Below are 15887 nucleotides of genomic sequence, written 5' to 3' on the forward strand. Positions count from 1 at the left end.
GCGCTCGCGAGGAATGATCGGCGCTCGCGAGGACTGATCCGGCAACGGACCCGGACCCGGATCCGGCCCCGGCCGCAGGCGCCCGGAGGGCCGCCCGGAATCACTCCGGGCGGTGGTCCGGGCCGCCGTAGTCGGGGCTGGTGAAATCGGGGCTGGTGTAACCGGCGCGGGTGCCGGAGCCGGAGTCGCTGTCGGGGCTGGTGAAGCCGGGCCGGGAATACCCCAGGTGGGGCGTGCGGCCATGGCCCTCACGGCGCCTGGGGACGACCGGGGCGGAGGAGCCCGGACCCCCGCCGGGACCGGCGGGGGCGTTGGCCAGGGCCTCGCGGACAAAGGGCAGCAGACCGCGGTGGATCAGGGCCTGCCGCCACGCCTCTCTGGCCCGCTCGGCGTCCTCCTGCATGCGCACCCCTCGCGCATCACTCTCTCCGGAGGAGCCGTTGCGCAGGGCCGTGAGCACGATGCCGACCATGGCGATGAACACACCGGCGGCCGTGAGTCCGGCGAACCACCAGCCGACGTTGACCATCGGGTCCGCCACGGCCGTGTTGGAGCCCACGGACCGCAGGACGTAGCCGATGGCCAGGAAGATCAGGGCGGCGATGCCGGCGAGGACCGGGGCCAGGACGGCCAGCACCGCTCCGGCACCCGCACCCGAGGACTCCTCCGGCTCTCCGTCCGTGGCAGCGGGGGCGGCCGCGCCGGAGGGAGCGCTTTCGGCATCGGGTGCGCCCCCGGCGCCTACGGTTTGGGGGCGTGCCGTCGCGGAGAGCGCGCGCAGTGCATCGCGCGCCCTTACGTAGTTCTGGTATTCGACTGTTGCGCAAGCCGAGATGGCGGGCATGGCGTCGATCGCCATCTCGCGCAGCTGTTCTGTATTGAGCCGCTGTCCTATCGCGGCGGCAAGTTCCGGGTCATGGTTCGCGGTACGCAGCGCCTGGTCGAGAACCCGCTCGAATTCCGGGTGGTCCTCGGCCAGCAGATGCGGAGCGCTGTTCATGTGCATCCCCCGATGCTCCGTAGGGCCGTGGTGCCGGCTTACACCGGGCAGTGGGCGGAAACGGAGGAGAGCCTGCTACGGATAAGCCGATGGTAGAGCCGTACCGGCGCGAGGTGACAGTGTGTTTCCCGAATTACCCCCGCGGCGGTGGAACTCCCTACCTGCCCGTCCGTCTGCCCGCTGAACCCTCAGTCAGCCAGAGGAAGTTGCACGACCAGCAGTTTTCCGGCCATCGTGACGCCGCCGTCCATGGCGAGGGCGAGCCCGCCGGCGTACAGGTGCGGGCCGTCCACCAGCGGCGCTCCGTCGTCCTCGGCGTCCGGCTCCTCCGTGCCGACCTCTCCCAGGAGGTAGGGGATGGGGCTGTGACCGTGCACGATCCGGCCACCGCCGTAGGTGCCCAGCAGCTCGCGCACGGCCACCGGGCCGGCGTCCTCGTCGCGGAAGGCGAAGCGCTTGGTGAACTTCCGGAAGAGGTCCCAGACCTCGTCCGGGTCGTTGCGCTGCAGGGCCTCGGTGATCGCGTCGTTGACGTCCTCGATGGAGTCGCCGAACTCCAGGTAGGCGGTGGTGTCGGAGTGCACCAGCAGGTGCCCGTCCTCCTCCGCCATGGCGTCGAGCCGGGACATCCACTGCAGGTGGTGGTCCTCCAGGCGCTCCATGTCGGAGCGCTGGCCGCCGTTGAGCAGCCAGGCCGCCTGGAAGGAGGCCGTGCCGGCGCCCGAGTTGACCGGCGTGTCGGCGAACCGCTTCGCGCCGATGATCAGCAGCTCGTGGTTGCCCATGAGGGCCTTGCAGTAGCCGCCCGCCGCCGCGGCCTCGGCCGACAGCCGCATGACGAGGTCGATCACGCCGACGCCGTCCGGGCCGCGGTCGGTGAAGTCGCCGAGGAACCACAGCCGGGCGTTGCCCGCGGCCCAGTGGCCCGCCTCGTCGATGAGGCCCTCCGCGGCCAGCGCCTCGTAGAGCTCGTCCAGATAGCCGTGGACGTCGCCCACGACGTAGAGCGGGCCCAGGCCGGGCCGCTGCGGGGCCGGCGGGTGCGGATCGGTGAGCGGGGTCAGCTCGACCGTCGGGACGTCCTGAGGGGCCCTCTGGGGGGCGCTACGGCCGATCACCGGAAGGTCCCGCGCGGTCGGGGTGTAGCCGTCGGGGGCGTCCATGGGCGGCTGTACGGGGGGCGCGGACTGTGCGTACGGCGCCATGGGGCCCGGGGCCACGGGAGGCGCAGGAGGCGCGGCGTAGCCGGGGAAGGGCGGGATCCCCGCCGTGTGCCGTGCCGCGGGTCCTTGACCGGCCCCCTGAGTCATCGACCCCTCCACCATCGCGCCGCCGTGCACCTTGTGGACCTTGCCTGGTCGACGGCGGTCCGTGGTGTCGTGCGCCCATCATAGGAATGACCGTCGCGGCTTGTGACGCACCAGGGGCCGCGAATCGGGGCAGGAGAGTGCGCACGACGGGTTTTTCTCCCCAATTGAGCCATTCGCCCGGGCGCTGTGCGCCCCCCGAGCGCCCTCCCGCCGACCCGCTGACGGCGGTGGAGGCGGGGAACGGCGCGTTGACCGGGAGACGGACGGCGGCGGCCGGAGGGTGCCCGGCGCCGCCGCCCGGCATCTGCGACCGCCGGAAGCGGCGGCGCCCGGGTCGGACGTGGAGCTTCCGGATCAGCCGGCGGGGCTGCGCGGCGCGCTGACCGTGGTGCGGGGCGGCCGGCGCTGGGAGGAGGTGCGGACGATCAGCTCGGTCGGTATCACCTGCTCGACCGGCCGGCCGCTGTCCAGCCCCTCGATGGCGTCGATGAGGAGCTGGACCACCGCGGTGCCGATGCGCCGCGGCTTGAGAGAGAGCGTGGTGATGGGCGGCTCGGTGGTGGCGTAGACCGTGGACTCGCTGCAGCAGACGAGCAGCAGGTCGTCCGGGACGCGCAGCCCGTAGCGGCGGGCGGCGGCCAGCAGGTCGGTGCCGTTGGGGTCGAACAGGCCGTACACCGCGTCGGGCCGGTCCGGGCGGGCGAGCAGCCGGTCGGCCGCGACGGCGCCGGCGCAGGGGTCGTGGGCGGGGTACTTCTCGTAGACCGGATCCTGGCCGACCCGCTCGCACCAGTGCAGGTAGGCGTGGGTGGAGAGCCGGGTGTAGGTGTCGGTGCTGGTGCCCGTCAGCAGGCCGATGCGGCGGGCTCCGGCGGCCGCGAGGTGGTCGAGGATGCCGAGGACGGCGGCCTCGTGGTCGTTGTCCACCCACGCGGTGACGGGAAGGGTGCCGGCGGGGCGCCCGTCGGAGACGACGGGGATGCCCTGGCGGACGAGGTCGGAGACCACGGGGTCGTGGTCGGAGGGGTCGATGACGACGGTGCCGTCGAGGGCGACGTTGGACCACACGTCGTGACGGGAGGTGGCGGGGAGGATGACCAGGGCGTAGCCGCGGGCCAGCGCGGCGGAGGTGGCCGCCCGGGCCATCTCGGCGAAGTAGGCGAATTCGGTGAAGGTGAAAGGTTCATCCCCGTACGTGGTCACCGTCAGGCCGATGAGGCCGGACTTGCCGGTACGGAGGGTGCGGGCCGCGGCGGACGGGCGATAGCCCAGCCGGTCTGCGACCTCGCGGACATGGCGGCGGGTCGCGTCCGGTAGCCGGCCCTTGCCGTTGAGCGCGTCGGAGACGGTCGTGATCGAAACCCCGGCGGCGGCGGCCACGTCGCGGATGCCCGCGCGTCCATGCCGGCTGCCCCTGCGGGATGGTTCCGCCCGGCTCACCTGATGCTTCCCTGCTGCTGTCATGGCGAGCCGATAGTAGGGCTCGGGTGGTCCGTTGGCAGGGCGGCATATTTGACTGTTGACAGGCACGTTTCTGCAAGAGGAATTCCCTTCAATGACCATGGAAACGCAGCCTGTTGGACCCTTCGGCGGGGTGCCGAAGGCCTGTGGCATATCCGCACCTGGTGAATGGTCCAGGTCTCGAAGAGGTCTCAACTCACCTTCATGGGGGATGCGCGCCACGGCGCCCGCCACCGGCGCACGCCATTTACGGAAGCGCTCCCCCTGCTCTGGACGCCGACCCGGTGAATCCTCTTAAGGTGTGCAGTATTCATGTCCGCTATTCGTGTGCGGTCCGTCCCGTGCGGCCGCGAGCGCACGGGATGTCGAGGAGGACCTGCGGTGACCGAGAAGACCCCGAAGCTGCGCGCCGCGCTGGACGGCGTGCCGACCTACAAGCCGGGCAAGCCCGCCGCTGCCGACGGCCCGGTCGCGTACAAGCTGTCCTCCAACGAGAACCCGTATCCGCCGCTGCCGGGCGTGCTGGAGAAGGCCGTCGCCGTGACGGGATCCTTCAACCGCTACCCCGACATGGCCTGTGCCGGCCTGATGGCCGAGCTGGCCGAGCGCTTCTCGGTGCCCGTCTCCCACCTGGCCACCGGCACCGGCTCGGTGGGCGTGGCCCAGCAGCTGGTGCAGGCCACGGCCGGCCCCGGCGACGAGGTGATCTACGCCTGGCGGTCCTTCGAGGCGTACCCGATCATCACGCAGGTCTCCGGTGCCACGCCGGTGCAGGTCCCGCTGACCGGTGACGACGTCCACGACCTGGAGGCGATGCTGGCGGCGGTCACAGACCGGACCCGGCTGATCTTCGTCTGCAACCCCAACAACCCCACGGGCACCGTGGTGCACCGGGCCGAGCTGGAGTCCTTCCTGGACCGGGTGCCCTCCGACATCCTGGTGGTCCTCGACGAGGCGTACATCGAGTTCGTCCGCGACCCCGAGTTCCCGAACGGGCTCGACCTCTACCGGGACCGGCCGAACGTCTGCGTGCTGCGGACCTTCTCCAAGGCGTACGGCCTGGCCGGCCTCCGGGTGGGCTTCGCGGTGGCCCACGAGCCGGTGGCGGCGGCGCTGCGCAAGACGGCCGTCCCGTTCGGCGTGAGCCAGATCGCCCAGGAGGCGGCCGTCGCCTCGCTGCGCAGCGAGGACGCCCTGCGCGAGCGGGTGGACGCGCTGGTGGCCGAGCGTGCGCGGGTCGTCGAGGCGCTGGCCGGCCAGGGCTGGACGGTGGCGCGGACGCAGGCGAACTTCGTCTGGCTGCGGCTCGGGGACCGGGCGCTCGACTTCGCGGGGGCGTGCGAGCGGGCCGGGGTGATCGTGCGGCCGTTCGCCGGTGAGGGCGTGCGGGTGACGATCGGTGAGACCGAGGCGAACGACATCTTCGTGCGTGTGGCGGAGGAGTTCCGCAAGGAGCTCTGAGCGAGCGGGCCCTTCGGCCCCGGCGTGAGTGGGCCTTCCGGCCCCGGCTGTTTCGGCGCCGCGCACCCCGGGTGGGGTGCGCGGCGTTCGTGTGTTTCGGGGGCGGCTTGTCCGAGGGCCGGGCGGCGGGCGCTAGGGCCGAAGGGGGTACCCCCCTGACTTGGCCGAAAAGCCGGTGCGCCATAATGCTTGTGAATGTGAACGCGTTCACAAGCGCGCCCTATTGTCCCGCTTCACCTGGGGCATACAGGTGCATAACGCCGACGACCTGTGTCGCCGGCGACGCGAGAGGCAAGGAGAGACCGAGTGAATCTGGCTTTGGCTCCTGAGACGCTGGCCCGCTGGCAGTTCGGCATCACGACCGTCTACCACTTTCTCTTCGTCCCGCTCACGATCAGCCTTGCCGCGATCACCGCCGGGCTGGAGACCGCCTGGGTCCGCACCGGCAAGGAGAAGTACTTCCACGCCACGAAGTTCTGGGGAAAGCTCTTCCTCATCAACATCGCGATGGGCGTGGTCACCGGCATCGTGCAGGAGTTCCAGTTCGGTATGAACTGGTCGGACTACTCCCGCTTCGTCGGGGACGTCTTCGGGGCCCCGCTCGCGATGGAGGCCCTGCTGGCCTTCTTCTTCGAGTCGACCTTCATCGGGCTGTGGATCTTCGGCTGGGACAAGCTGCCGAAGAAGATCCACTGTGCGTGCATCTGGATCGTCGCCGTCGGCACGCTGCTGTCCTCGTACTTCATCCTCGCCGCGAACTCCTGGATGCAGCACCCCATCGGCTACGCCGTCGACAAGGCGACCGGCAAGGCGCACCTGACCGACATCTGGGCCGTGCTGACGCAGAACACCACGCTCGTCGTCGTCTTCCACACCCTCACCGCGGCCTTCCTCACCGGCGGCGCCTTCATCGTCGGCATCGCCTCCTTCCACCTGTGGCGCGCCAAGCGCAAGCAGCTCAGGGGCGAGGAGCTGGGCGACAAGCAGCGCAAGCAGGTGGGCGCGATGCGGACCTCGCTGCGCGTCGGCCTGACGGTGGCGGTGATCGCCGGCCTGGGCACCGCGATCAGCGGCGACGAGCTCGGCAAGGTGATGTTCGAGCAGCAGCCGATGAAGATGGCCGCGGCCGAGGCGCTGTGGGAGACCAAGGCGCCGGCACCGTTCTCGGTCTTCGCCGTCGGCGACGTCTCCAAGGGCCACAACAGCGTCGAGATAGAGATCCCGGGCCTGCTCTCCTTCCTCGCCCACAACAACTTCACCGAGGCCGTCCCCGGCATCAACGACATCGCCGCCCAGGAGGCCGCGCGCTACGGCGGCGATCCCGAGGACTACATCCCCAGCATCTTCATGACCTTCTGGGGCTTCCGGCTCATGATCGGCTTCGGGATGACCTCCTTCGTCGCCGCGCTGATCGGGCTGTGGACCACCCGCAAGAAGTTCTGGCTCGCGCCCGAGTTCCGCACCGGCGAGAACGAGGTCCCGCGGCTGATGCTGACCAGGACCCGCGAGATGAGCCCCTTCTTCACCGCCTGGTCCTGGCGGATCGGCATCCTCACCATGGGCTTCCCGCTGATCGCCAACTCCTTCGGCTGGATCTTCACCGAGATGGGCCGCCAGCCCTGGGGCGTCTACGGGCTGATGAAGACCGCCGACGCGGTGTCGCCCGGCGTCAGCCAGGGCGAGGTGCTCACCTCCATGGGCGTCTTCACCCTGCTGTACGGGGTGCTCGCCGTCGTCGAGGTCAAGCTGCTCGTGAAGTACGCCAAGGCCGGACCGGACACCGACGAGAAGCCGCCCGCGAAGGACCCCCGGCTGCGGCTGCCCTCCGGCGGCGCGGGCGAGAGCCCCGAGGACGCCGACAAGCCGCTGACCTTCGCCTACTGACGCGCTCGCCCGCTGAAGCGGCGGAACGGAGAACCGACCATGCACCTCCACGACTTCTGGTTCCTGCTGATCGCCGTCCTGTGGACGGGCTACTTCTTCCTCGAAGGGTTCGACTTCGGCATAGGCGTGCTGACCAAGCTGCTCGCCAGGGACCGCACCGAGCGCCGGGTGCTGATCAATACGATCGGCCCCGTCTGGGACGGCAACGAGGTCTGGCTGATCACTGCGGCCGGTGCCACCTTCGCGGCCTTCCCCGACTGGTACGCGACCCTCTTCAGCGGCTTCTACCTGCCTCTCCTGGCCATCCTGGTGTGCCTGATCGTGCGCGGCGTCGCCTTCGAGTACCGCCACAAGCGCAGCGGGGAGCGCTGGCAGCGCAACTGGGAACACGCGATCTTCTGGTGCTCGCTGCTGCCCGCCTTCCTGTGGGGCGTCATCTTCGCGAACATCGTCCGCGGTGTCCCGATCGGGCCGGACAAGAACTTCACCGGCACCCTTGCCGACCTCTTCGGCCCGTACGCGATCCTGGGCGGCTTCCTGACCCTCGTGCTGTTCACCTTCCACGGCGCGGTCTTCGCGGCGCTGAAGACGGTGGGCGACATCCGCGCCCGTGCCCGCTCCCGCGCCACCGTGCTGGGGATGACCTCGGGCGTGCTCGCCGTGGCCTTCCTCGGCTGGACCCAGGCCGAGTCGGGCAACGGACGCAGCATGGCCGCCCTGATCACCGCCGTGGTGGCGCTGGCCGCCGCGCTGGTCGTCAACCACTACGGGCGCGAGGGCTGGGCCTTCGCCTGTTCCGGCGTGGCGGTCGCGGCGGTGTTCGCGCTGGTCTTCCTCGCGCTCTTCCCGGACGTCATGCCCTCTTCGGCCAACCCGGCCTGGAGCCTGACCGCCGCGGACGCCGCCTCCAGCCCGTACACGCTGAAGATCATGACGTGGGTCGCGGTGCCCATGACGCCCCTGATCATCGCCTACCAGGCGTGGACGTACTGGGTCTTCCGCAAGCGGATCGGCACCCAGCACATCCCGGCACCCGCTGCTCACTAGGCCCCTTCGGGCCGCCGGTGGTTTGAGGGACATGCGCCCCTCAGGCCACCGGCCCACCGGGCCGCCAACCCCTTGGGCCGGCAGCCCCTCAGGACGGAGAGGACGGACCGCCATGAAGCCCGTCGACCCCCGGCTGCTCCGGTACGCCACCGCGACCCGCTTCTTCCTCGCCGCGTCCGTCGTGCTGGGGCTGGCGGGCGCCGGGCTCGTCATCGCCCAGGCGATGCTCATCGCGGAGATCGTCACCGGCGCCTTCCAGCACGGGCGGACGGCGGGCGGCCTGGGCCCGTCCTTGGCGCTGCTGGCGGCCGTCGCCGCCGGCCGCGCCGCCGTCTCCTGGCTCACCGAGCTCGCTGCCCACCGCGCGAGCGCGGCGGTCAAGTCCGAGCTGCGGGACCGCCTGCTGACGCACGCCACCCGGCTCGGCCCCGGATGGCTGGACGCGCGCAGGACGGGTGAGCTCACCACCCTCGCCACGCGGGGCGTCGACGCACTGGACGACTACTTCGCCCGCTATCTGCCCCAGCTGGGCCTCGCGGTCGTCGTCCCCGTCGCCGTGCTCGCGCGTATCGTCTCCGCGGACTGGGTCTCCGCGCTGATCATCGTCCTCACGCTGCCGCTCATCCCCCTCTTCATGGTGCTCATCGGCTGGGCCACCCAGTCGCGGATGGATCGCCAATGGCGGCTGCTGTCACGGCTTTCCGGGCACTTCCTCGACGTCGTCGCAGGGCTGCCCACGCTCAAGGTCTTCGGGCGGGCCAAGGCCCAGGCCGAGTCGATCCGCGCGATCACCGCCGACTACCGGCGGGCCACCCTGCGCACCCTGCGCCTCGCCTTCCTCTCCTCCTTCGCCCTCGAACTGCTCGCGACCGTGTCGGTGGCGCTGGTCGCCGTCGGCATCGGCATGCGGCTCGTGCACGGTGAACTCGACCTCTCCACCGGCCTGATGGTGCTGGTGCTGGCGCCCGAGGCCTATCTGCCGCTGCGGCAGGTGGGCGCGCAGTACCACGCGGCGGCCGAGGGGCTGGCGGCCGCCGACGAGGTCTTCGCCGTCCTGGAGACCGAGCCCGCGCCGGCCGGGAGCGCGCCGGCCCCCGACGCGCGGAAGGCGGCCCTGACCGTCGACCGGCTGGTGGTGCGGCACGCGGGGCGGGCCGAACCCTCCCTGCCCGAAATCTCGTTCGAGGTGCGGCCCGGGGAGACGGTCGCGCTCGTGGGGCCGAGCGGCTGCGGCAAGACGACCCTGCTGAACGTGCTCCTCGGCTTCGCCCGCCCGGACGCGGGCCGGGTGCTCGTGGACGGTACGGACCTGGCATCGCTCTCCCCCGGAAGCTGGCGGGACCAGGTGGCCTGGGTCCCGCAACGACCCCGTCTCTTCGCCGGGACAGTCGCCGAGAACGTACGACTGGCACGGCCCGGCGCCACGGACGCGGACGTGCAGGAAGCACTGCACGCGGCCGGTGCGCTCGACTTCGTCTCCATGCTGCCCCACGGCACTGACACTCGCCTCGGCGAGAACGGAGCCGGCCTCTCCGCCGGGCAGCGTCAACGTCTCGCGCTGGCACGGGCGTTCCTTGCCGACCGGCCGGTCCTGCTTTTGGACGAGCCGACGGCGAATCTGGACGGCGAGACCGAGGCATCGGTCGTCGAGGCGATCGGGCGGCTGGCCGCGGGACGCACCGTGATCATGGTGGTGCACCGGCCGGCGCTGCTGGCGGTGGCCGATCGGACGGTGCGGCTCGCAGGCATCGCACCCGGGGCGGATGTGGTGCCTGTGCAGCGGGGTGCGAAGGCGGATGCGGAGGTGGAGGCGGCGGCAGAGTCGGCGGCAGAGGCGGAGTTGCAGCTTCCGGCGGCGGCCGCAGCCACCGGTGCAGCCCTGCCCTCCGGCGTCCCTGGCGACTCCCCCGAAGACCGGCCGGTGAAGGCCCGCCCTGCCGTCCGCCCTGCCGCTCGTACGGCCGGTGCCCTTGCACGCGTGCGTGCCGCCGGCCGCCCCCTGCGCGGCCGCTTCGCCCTGGCGCTGCTGCTGGGCGCCCTGGCCCTCGGCAGCGCCGTCGGGCTGATGGCCGTGTCCGGCTGGCTGATCTCGCGGGCCTCGCAGCAGCCGCCCGTGCTCTACCTGATGGTCGCCGTCACCGCGACCCGCGCGTTCGGCATCGGGCGCGCCGTCTTCCGCTACGCCGAGCGCCTGGTCTCCCACGACGCTGCCCTGCGGACCCTGGCCGGCCTGCGGGCGGGCGTGTACCGGAGGCTGGAGCGCCTGGCGCCCGCCGGGCTGCGCGACACCCACCGCGGTGACCTGCTGTCCCGGCTCGTGGCGGATGTGGACGCGCTGCAGGACTACTTCCTGCGCTGGCTGCTTCCGCTCGGATCGGCCGTTCTCGTCGGCGGCGCCTCCGTCGGCTTCATGACGTGGCTGCTGCCGGAGGCCGGTCTGGTGCTCGCCGCCGGGCTGCTGGTGGCCGGGGCGGCGGTGCCGGTGCTGTCCGGCGCGGTCGCCCGGCGGGCGGAGCGGCAGTCCGCCCCCGCCCGGGGCGAGTTGTCGGCCCAGGTGGTCGACGTCCTTGCCGGTACCGACGAGTTGACCGTAGCGGGCGCCCTGCCGGCGCGGCTGACCGCGCTGCGGGCGGCCGACGGCAGGCTCACCCGGATCGCCCGGCGCGCCGCGGCGGCCACGGCCCTCGGATCCGGCCTGTCCGCCCTCGCCTGCGGCCTGACGGTGGCCGCTGCCGCCTGGACGGGAGTGACGGCCGTGCACGACGGCCGGCTGGACGGGCTGTGGCTGGCGGTCGTCGTGCTGATGCCCCTGGCGTCGTTCGAAGCGGTGGCGGGACTCCCGCTCGCGGTGCAGTACCGGCAGCGCGTACGGAAGTCCGCGGAGCGCGTGTACGAGGTGCTGGACGCGCCCCTGCCCGTACAGGAAGGCACGGCCGGTGCGCCCGGAACGCCCTTCCCGCTGCGGCTGACGGACCTGACGGCGCGCTATCCGGGGCAGCCGGCCCCCGCCCTGGAGGGGTTCGGGCTGGAGCTCGTGGCGGGCCGCAGGGTGGCCGTGGTGGGCCGGTCCGGCGCGGGCAAGACGACGCTCGCCCAGGTGCTGCTGCGCTTCCTCGACGCGGAGTCCGGCACGTACACCCTCGCCGGGCGGAACACCGTGCCGATGGCGGGCGAAGCGGTGCGCGGGCTGGTGGGGCTGTGCGCGCAGGACGCGCACATCTTCGACAGCTCGCTGCGCGAGAACCTGCGCCTGGCCCGGCCGGACGCGAGTGAGGCCGACCTGCGCGACGCCCTGCGGTCGGCGCGGCTGCTGGAGTGGGTCGACGGGCTCCCGCAGGGGCTCGACACCCTGGTCGGGGAGCACGGGGCGAGGCTGTCGGGCGGACAGCGGCAGCGGCTCGCCCTCGCCCGCGCGCTGCTCGCCGACTTCCCCGTACTGGTGCTGGACGAGCCTGCCGAGCACCTCGACCTGCCGACCGCGGACGCCCTCACCGCCGACCTGCTGGCGGCCACGCAGGGCCGTACGACCGTGCTGATCACGCACCGGCTGACGGGGCTGGAAGCGGTCGACGAGGTGATCGTGCTGGAGCGGGGGCGGGCGGTGCAGAGGGGCTCGTACGAAGCGCTGGCGGCCGCGGACGGGCCCTTCCGGCGGATGCTGGAGCGCGAAGAGGCGGCGGACACCGGCCTTCAATCCCTTTCCCTGACAAATGGTGCTTACTAGGCTCTTGGGTATGGCAGCCACGGCAGACGACTCCAGCCCGCGGGACGCCGCCGGTCCCGGGGGCGCCGGGGCGCCCAGGACCGGTCCGGGCCCGATGGACCCCCTGGCCATCGCCACGGAGGCCACCCGCAGCCTCCAGGGCATGTCCACGGAGCTCACCGCGCGCGTGCCGCAGCTGCTGGAGGCCATGCGCTCGGTCGGCACCGGCCTGGAGCTGCACACCACCCTCGACCGCATCGCCCGGACCGCCGCCGAGCTCACCGGCGCCCGTTACGCGGCCATCGGCATCATCGACTCCACCGGCGAGGGGCTGGCCGACTTCATCACGTACGGGGTGACCAAGGAGCAGCACGAGCGCATCGGCGCGCTGCCCGACGGCCACCACGGGCTGCTGGGGGCGCTGATCCACCAGCCCGCACCCGTGATGCTCACCGACCTGTCGTCCGACCCGCGCTCGGCCGGGTTCCCGCCGGAGCACCCGCCGATGCGGACGTTCCTGGGCGTGCCCATCCGCGTCGGGGCCGAGATCTTCGGCAACCTCTACCTCACCGAGAAGCGCGGCGGCGAGTTCAGCCTGGCCGACCTGAACATGGTGAAGATCCTCGCCACCGAGGCCGGCATCGCGATCGGCAACGCGCGCGTGCACGAAGAAGGGCGCCAGCGGATGCGCTGGATCGACGGCTCTGTGGCCGTGACGACGGCCCTGTTGTCGCGCGGTGACGCCGAGGACGCCCTGTCCGTCGTCGCCGAACAGGCACGCCGCCTCGCGGACTCCGCCGCCGGCATCGTGCTGCTGCCGGACGAGGACGGCGGGCTGGAGATGGTGGCCGTCTCCGCGGACGATCCGGCCGGCCTGCTGGGGACGGTGATACCGCCCCACAGCCCGGTCGTCGCGGACCTGCTGGCCGGCGAGCCGGTCTTCGTCGACGACTCCGCCACCGACCCGCGCATGATCACGGGGGTGGCCCCGCGCTTCGGGCCGAGCATGCTGCTGCCGCTCAAGAGCGGCGACCGGGTGCTGGGGACGCTCGCGACGCCGCGGGCGCGCGGCGCCCGCAAGTTCACGCCCGCCGAGCGCACGCTCGCCGCCCAGTTCGCGGCACAGGCCGCCCTCGCGCTCGTGATGGCCGAGGCGCAGCGCGACCGCGAGCGGCTGGCCGTCTTCGAGGACCGCGACCGGATCGCCCGCGATCTTCACGACCTGGTCATCCAGCGGCTGTTCGCCACCGGTCTGATGCTGGAGAGCGCACAGCGCAACGCCGTCGTGCCCGACGTGAAGCTCAAGGTCGGCCAGGCCGTCGACGAGCTGGACGTGACCATCCAGGAGATCCGTACGGCCATCTTCGCGCTGCAGCAGGGGCCTGCAGAGGCGCCTGCCGGGCTCCGTACGCGCGTCCTGCGCGAGCTGGGCACCGCCGCCGTGCCGCTGGGCTTCCAGCCCTCCGCGAGCTTCGTCGGCCCCGTCGACGCGAAGGTCGGGGAGCTCACCGGCAAGAACCTCATCGCGGCGCTGCGCGAAGCCCTCTCCAACGCCTTCCGGCACGCCCGGGCGTCGCGCATGGAGGTGGTCGTCGACGCCACCGTCTCCCTCCCGGACGGCAGGCCCGCGGTACGGCTGACCGTCGCGGACGACGGGGTCGGCATCCCGGAGGGCGGCCGCCGCAGCGGACTGAAGAACCTCGCCAAGCGCGCCGAGTCGCTGGGCGGCTCCAGCTCGTACGGACCCGGGCTCGGGGAGGGCGGGGGAGGCACCCGGGTGGTGTGGGAAGCGCCTCTCTAGGAACCCCCTTCTCTAGGAGCTCCCTATGGCGGCCCCATAAGGCGGCTCTGTAAGGCCGTGCCGGGAAGCCTCGCCCAAGCCGCCCGGATCGCCCGGCCGGCCGCAGCCGTTCCTCCGAACGGACCTCAGCGGGGGCGCCCGGGCAGGACACGCGACAAGATCGCGTCCATGCGACGCCTGTACCGCCCGATACGCGGACCGCGCCTGCTGCCGAGGGCCGGCGCTGCGGTCGTCTCCGTCCTGTGCGTGCTGTGCGCCGTGTGCGCACTGGGCTTCCCGTCACTCCCCTCCGCCCCTCCGGAGACGGCCCGCGCGCCGGACCGCGCGAGCCGGGTCACCTCCGAGGTGCTCCGGCTGGCGGAAGAGGTGGAACAGACCCGGCGGCAGTACGAGCAGGCACAGCGTGCGGCGAAGGAGGAGAGAGCGCGTTCCCGGGAGATAGACCGGCTGCTGCAGGGCCGGCGGGTCGTCTCGGACACCCTGCGCGAGGACGTGGGGTCGGCCGCCCGTGCGGAGTATCGCACCGGCGGCTTTACGACCGCCCCTGCCGACGAGTCGGATGCCGAGGACCCTCTTGAGCTGGTGGCCCTGCAGGTGCCCGATGCCCGCCGCCGGGCGCGCCTCGCGCGGATGATGGACGAGGACGACCGCAAGAGCAGGAGGCTGGTCGCCGAGGGAGAGGAGCTCGCCCTTGCCCGGCCCGAGCTCGACAAGGACAGCGAGCGGCTGCGGGAGCAGGTGCGCGCCGTGGAGGCCCGCCTGGTGGCGGCCCGGGGGGATCTCAACACCCTGGCGCAGGCGGCGATCGACAACGGCCGCTGCATCCCGCTCCGGCGCGCGGCGGCCGGCGGCGGCACGGGTGCGGAACACGCTGCGGCACAGGCGAACGGTCGCTGGACGCGCCCGGTCACCTCGTACCAGCTGACCGCAGGCTTCGGGGGAGTGGGCGCCAACTGGGCGAGCACGCACAGCGGCCAGGACTTCGCGGTGCCCTCCGGCACCCCGGTGCGGTCGATCGGCGCCGGGACGGTGGTCGCGGCCGGGTGCGGAGGGGCGTTCGGCATCAGCCTCGTCGTGCAACACGAGGACGGCTGGTACTCGCAATACGCGCACCTTGCGGCGACGTTCGTGACGCCGGGGCAGCAGGTGCGTGCCGGGCAGTGGATCGGACTGTCCGGGACCACCGGCAATTCCACCGGGCCGCACCTGCACTTCGAGATCCGCACCTCGCCCGAGTTCGGGTCGGCGGTCGACCCGGTGCCCTGGCTGAACGCCCACGGAGTGCGGCTGTAGCGGCCGTAACGGCTGTAGAGGACCGCTAGGCGGGGTCCCCGCCGGACCCGGCGCGCAGGATCTGCTCGATGACCGCCGCCACGCCGTCCTCGTCGTTGGCGGCAGCGTGGTGCGTGGTGGCCGCCAGCACCTCGGGGTGCGCGTTGGCCATCGCGTACGCGGTGCCGGCCCAGTCGAGCATCTCCAGGTCGTTGGGCATGTCGCCGAACGCCACGACCTCCTCGCGGGAGATGCCGCGCTCCGCGCAGCACCGGGCCAGGGTGCTGGCCTTGCTGACGCCCGGCCCGCTGATCTCCAGCAGGGCGGTCGGGCTGGACCGGGTGAAGGAGCCGTGCGCGCCGGCCGCCGCGCGGGCGATCGCGAGGAACTCGTCCGGGCCCAGGTCGGGGTGGCTGGCCAGCAGCTTGAGGATCGGCTCGGTGTATCCGCCGTCCTCGGCCAGGAGCTTCTCCGCCGGGGCGACGACGGCGCCCGGGTCGAGGAAGAACGGCGGGTACGCGGGCTCGTAGTGGAAGCCTGTGGTGCGCTCCACGGCGAACGAGGAGCCCGGGGCGGCGGCACGTACGGCGTGCACGACGGCAAGGGCGTCGGCGCGCTCCAGCGGGCGGACGTCGACGAAGCGGCCGCCGTCACGCAGATCGACGACGGCGGCGCCGTTGGCGCATATCGCCAGGCCGTGACCCTGGACGTGATCCCTGACGACGTCCATCCAGCGAGCCGGGCGGCCTGTGACGAAGAAGACCTCGATGCCCGCCGCCTCGGCCGCGGCGAGGGCCGCCACCGTGCGCTCGGAGACCGTCTTGTCGTCCCGCAGGAGCGTGCCGTCCAGGTCGGTGGCGATCAGCCGGGGCATGGCGGCGGGCCGCTGCACGGCCGGGGTCTCGGGCTGCTCGGTAGCTGAAGTCACGGGTTCCATTCTGGGCCACG

General features: G+C 72.3%; 10 protein-coding genes. 6 read left to right on the top strand and 4 right to left on the bottom strand.

Annotation, left to right across the window (positions count from 1 at the left end; genetic code table 11):
* Positions 1-100: 100 nt before the first annotated feature.
* The 3 genes from IE241_RS21045 to IE241_RS21055 all read right to left on the bottom strand — a co-directional run bounded on the left by IE241_RS21045 (position 101) and on the right by IE241_RS21055 (position 3774).
* Positions 101-1000: a hypothetical protein gene (locus IE241_RS21045; RefSeq protein WP_308433728.1), complete on the bottom strand. Its 900-nt coding sequence runs from the start codon at positions 998-1000 to the stop codon at positions 101-103.
* A 188-nt stretch (positions 1001-1188) separates the two neighbouring features.
* On the bottom strand, positions 1189-2310 hold the full coding sequence (locus IE241_RS21050; RefSeq protein WP_373300728.1) for a metallophosphoesterase: 1122 nt from the start codon (positions 2308-2310) through the stop codon (positions 1189-1191).
* 354 nt (positions 2311-2664) lie between these two features.
* Positions 2665-3774, bottom strand: a complete 1110-nt coding sequence (locus tag IE241_RS21055; RefSeq protein ID WP_190023346.1) for a LacI family DNA-binding transcriptional regulator — start codon at positions 3772-3774, stop codon at positions 2665-2667.
* A 378-nt stretch (positions 3775-4152) separates the two neighbouring features.
* Here IE241_RS21055 and hisC point away from each other — a divergent pair, with 378 nt between their 5' ends.
* The 6 genes from hisC to IE241_RS21085 all read left to right on the top strand — a co-directional run bounded on the left by hisC (position 4153) and on the right by IE241_RS21085 (position 14960).
* The gene (gene hisC / locus IE241_RS21060; protein WP_190023347.1) at positions 4153-5232 is read left to right on the top strand and encodes a histidinol-phosphate transaminase; all 1080 of its coding nucleotides are present in this window, start codon (positions 4153-4155) and stop codon (positions 5230-5232) included.
* A gap of 306 nt (positions 5233-5538) precedes the next feature.
* Positions 5539-7116, top strand: a complete 1578-nt coding sequence (locus IE241_RS21065) for a cytochrome ubiquinol oxidase subunit I (protein WP_190023348.1) — start codon at positions 5539-5541, stop codon at positions 7114-7116.
* Between the two features lie 39 nt (positions 7117-7155).
* Positions 7156-8163: a cytochrome d ubiquinol oxidase subunit II gene (gene cydB, locus IE241_RS21070; protein WP_190023349.1), complete on the top strand. Its 1008-nt coding sequence runs from the start codon at positions 7156-7158 to the stop codon at positions 8161-8163.
* 112 nt (positions 8164-8275) lie between these two features.
* Positions 8276-11887 (top strand): thiol reductant ABC exporter subunit CydD, encoded by a 3612-nt coding sequence (gene cydD, locus IE241_RS21075; RefSeq protein ID WP_190023350.1) that lies wholly within the window; start codon positions 8276-8278, stop codon positions 11885-11887.
* A 94-nt stretch (positions 11888-11981) separates the two neighbouring features.
* Positions 11982-13667, top strand: a complete 1686-nt coding sequence (locus IE241_RS21080) for a GAF domain-containing sensor histidine kinase (RefSeq protein ID WP_229899620.1) — start codon at positions 11982-11984, stop codon at positions 13665-13667.
* Between the two features lie 168 nt (positions 13668-13835).
* Positions 13836-14960: a M23 family metallopeptidase gene (locus tag IE241_RS21085; RefSeq protein WP_190023352.1), complete on the top strand. Its 1125-nt coding sequence runs from the start codon at positions 13836-13838 to the stop codon at positions 14958-14960.
* Positions 14961-14985: 25 nt separating this feature from the next.
* Here IE241_RS21085 and IE241_RS21090 read toward each other — a convergent pair whose 3' ends face one another.
* Entirely contained in the window at positions 14986-15876 is an 891-nt protein-coding gene (locus IE241_RS21090) for an HAD family hydrolase (RefSeq protein WP_190023353.1), read from the bottom strand.
* Positions 15877-15887: the final 11 nt, after the last annotated feature.

Origin of the sequence: Streptomyces hiroshimensis (assembly GCF_014650335.1) — a bacterium.
In the GTDB taxonomy this organism is placed as follows: Bacteria; Actinomycetota; Actinomycetes; order Streptomycetales; family Streptomycetaceae; genus Streptomyces; species Streptomyces hiroshimensis.